The 2,820-nt window shown below is 39.6% G+C and carries 3 protein-coding genes; 2 read left to right on the top strand and 1 reads right to left on the bottom strand.

Annotated elements, in window-relative coordinates:
• The first annotated feature begins 13 nt into the window (after nucleotides 1–13).
• On the top strand, nucleotides 14–847 hold the full coding sequence (locus ACVBDU_RS21660) for an IS5 family transposase (protein ID WP_447177729.1): 834 nt from the start codon (nucleotides 14–16) through the stop codon (nucleotides 845–847).
• A gap of 596 nt (nucleotides 848–1,443) precedes the next feature.
• Nucleotides 1,444–2,541: a recombinase family protein gene (locus ACVBDU_RS21655; protein WP_447181780.1), complete on the top strand. Its 1,098-nt coding sequence runs from the start codon at nucleotides 1,444–1,446 to the stop codon at nucleotides 2,539–2,541.
• Here ACVBDU_RS21655 and ACVBDU_RS21650 read toward each other — a convergent pair.
• A partial coding sequence (locus ACVBDU_RS21650) for a GIY-YIG nuclease family protein (RefSeq protein ID WP_447181779.1) occupies nucleotides 2,538–2,820 on the bottom strand: 283 nt, incomplete at its 5' end. The genes ACVBDU_RS21655 and ACVBDU_RS21650 overlap by 4 nt on opposite strands.

Genomic DNA, 2,820 nt, shown 5'->3' with positions numbered 1-2,820 from the left:
AAACCAACCCTTTATGTACTCTGTACTTGACAAAGATACGATAGAATTGGAAATAGTTCCTTACATACCTAAAACTCATCGAGGATTTGCCCCGACCGTTCCATTGGTTGAGATTGTTAACGCCATCCTCTACAAGCTCAAGACCGGTGTGCAGTGGCATCAAGTGCCTGTAAAAGCCCTTTTTGACAGTAAAGTGCTAAGTTGGCAATCGGTTTACTACCATTACCGGAAATGGTGCTTGTGCGGTTTTTGGAAAGACTGTTGGGTGAGCTTCCTCAACCGCCATAAATCAAAACTTGACCTTTCCAGTGTGGACCTGGATGGCAGTCACACCTCGGCCATCAGGGGCGGGGAACAAGTGGAATACCAAGGCCGTAAGAAGCGCAAAACCACCAATGCCCTATACCTTAGCGAAAGGCAGGGACTACCTTTAGCTATGTCTGAACCTGTTGCCGGCAATCATAACGACCTGTATAACATTGAGGTGCAGTTCGAAGTAGTCACTGGTACTCTGGAAGATGCTGACCTCCGTGTGGATGGGTTGTTCCTCAATGCTGATGCGGGCTTTGATTCCAAGGATTTCCGACAGGCTTGTGCCCAAAAGGAAATCAATGCCAATATCTGTTTCAACAGGCGTAACAGTGACAAGGACAGAGATGACTATTTTGACAAAGAACTTTATGACCAGCGATATGCCATCGAGCGAACCAATGCCTGGATGGACAGTTTCCGGTCATTACTAAACAGGTTTGACACCACCGTGGCAAGCTGGACAGGGTTTAACTATCTTGCTTTTATTGTGTTAGCTTTGAAAAAGTTCAAACCCATCAAAAAGAAAAAAGTTTAAACGAATTCATTGTGTCTGCCAATTCAATCCAATTAAAAGCTTGTTCTATTATTTCTTTTTTTTCTTCCATTTATTTTATTTATTCTTAATTGATACACGTAAATATACACAATTAACTATTTCAGCCACTTGCAAGGATAGCCTTCATAAGACATCAATATTTAAAAGGTTCCAGAAGAATTTTCATGGGTTGTTTTACACATCAAAATTTGTGTTTCTGAACGGATATACTTGGGGAAGTTTAGTCATTGTTTTCCATCCCAGTTATGATAGTTACTTCAATAATGTTAATACTTATTACATTGTAAAGAAAACAAATAACTCATTAGCCATTTTACGACATTCCGTAAAACAGAAAAAATCAAGCCCTTTTATTAATCACCAAATGTTCTGTGGATGGATTACTCAACAACCGATCCATTTCTGATTCGATAATATCCTGTATATCCTGTTTGATTTGAATATAATTCTGCTGGATCATGGCCTGGTCTAACTTTCGAACGGGAACTATCTCTTTATAGTTATCTTCTTCTTTCTTTAGTAGGGCGCTAAATGTCTTTTACGGCATGCGAAGGGCCAAAAAAGAGGGGCGTTGGATGGCTAACGCTCCTATTGGGGATGTTAATAAAATGTCCGAAACCGGGAAAAAATACATTGCTCCCAAAGAACCCCAGGCATCAGCTATAAGGTGGGCTTTCCATGAACTGGCCAGAGAAAGATTCAATACAGAGCAAATCTGGAAAATGGCCCGGGAAAAAGGGCTCACTTGCGGAAAGAACAATTTTTGGAATGGCATACGAAATCCTGTCTATTATGGAAAAATCCTTGTGCCCAAACATAAGGATGAAGAAGTGCAGTTAGTAGAAGGACAGCATGAGGCCCTGATCTCTGAGGATTTATTTTACAGGGTAAAAGATGTTTTGGACGGTAGAGGAAGGATCTATCGGCCTACAGTAGAGATCATAGAGGAACTACCCCTTCGTGGCTTTTTAATTTGTCCTACGTGTGGAAAAACATTAACAGGGAGTGTTTCCAAAGGAAGGAATAAGTATTATCATTATTACCACTGCATTTCCTCTTATGGGTTCAGGCATAGGGCAGAGGATATTAATTCAAGTATTATCGACGAGATCAGAAAGTATGTAAAACCGCTGCCCAAACTTTGTATCTATAGGAATATCATTACGGAAATCTTCAAGGCTAAAACAAAAGGTCAACGTGATGATGTGAAATTATTCAAAATACAATTGGAAAAGGCCAATAGAAAATTGGCGAAAGCAAGAGACCTGTTATTAGAGGGTGATATTGAGGGTGATGATTATCGTATTATAAAAATGGACTGTGAAAAAGATATTATGCGCCTGGAGGCCAGGATAACGGCTACTGCTTCTACAAAATTTAATATAAATCCTCTGTTAGACAAGGCTATTGGCAACCTGTCAAAACTCGATATCCTATATCAAAAAGGAACTACTGCACAAAAAAGAAGGATCATTGGTTCGATATTTCCTGAAAAATTGATTTTTGACGGTTCGCGATATCGAACCACTCGGGTCAACGAAGCTATAACACTTATTTTGTTTATTGACAAGGAGTTACGTAAAATAAAAAACTGGACAAGTCATAGAAAATTAGACTTGTCCAGTTACGTGGGCCCTACTGGGTTCGAACCAGTGACCCTCCCGACTGGTTAGTCGGGATGCTCAGAACCAGCAGAGCTAAGGTTTTGGTTTGTGTTATTGATGAGTTGTTGAATTTTGTTTCTGCTCTTCCATTTTTTGATTTGCTTTTCCCTGGCCAAGGCCTCTTTTTTGGAGGGGAAAGTTTCATGATAAACGATAATCCAGTCATTGGAATTTCCTGTAAATCCTTTATGATTGGCATTGTGTTTTTTTAGTCTTTCAAGGAGATTAGATGTTACACCGATATAGAATTTATCAATGGTGTTGGAGTATAATATGTAGCAAAAGTAA

It is taken from the genome of Sinomicrobium endophyticum, assembly GCF_052983315.1.
The sequence above is the reverse complement of the archived record's forward strand: the minus strand, read 5'-3'. Positions and strand labels throughout refer to the sequence as shown.

Bases quoted from the DNA above. Each gene is read 5' to 3' on its own strand.
- ACVBDU_RS21660 (WP_447177729.1), top strand. From the start codon at position 14: ATGTACTCTGTACTTGACAAAGATACGATAGAATTGGAAATAGTTCCT.
- ACVBDU_RS21655 (WP_447181780.1), top strand. From the start codon at position 1,444: ATGGCTAACGCTCCTATTGGGGATGTTAATAAAATGTCCGAAACCGGG.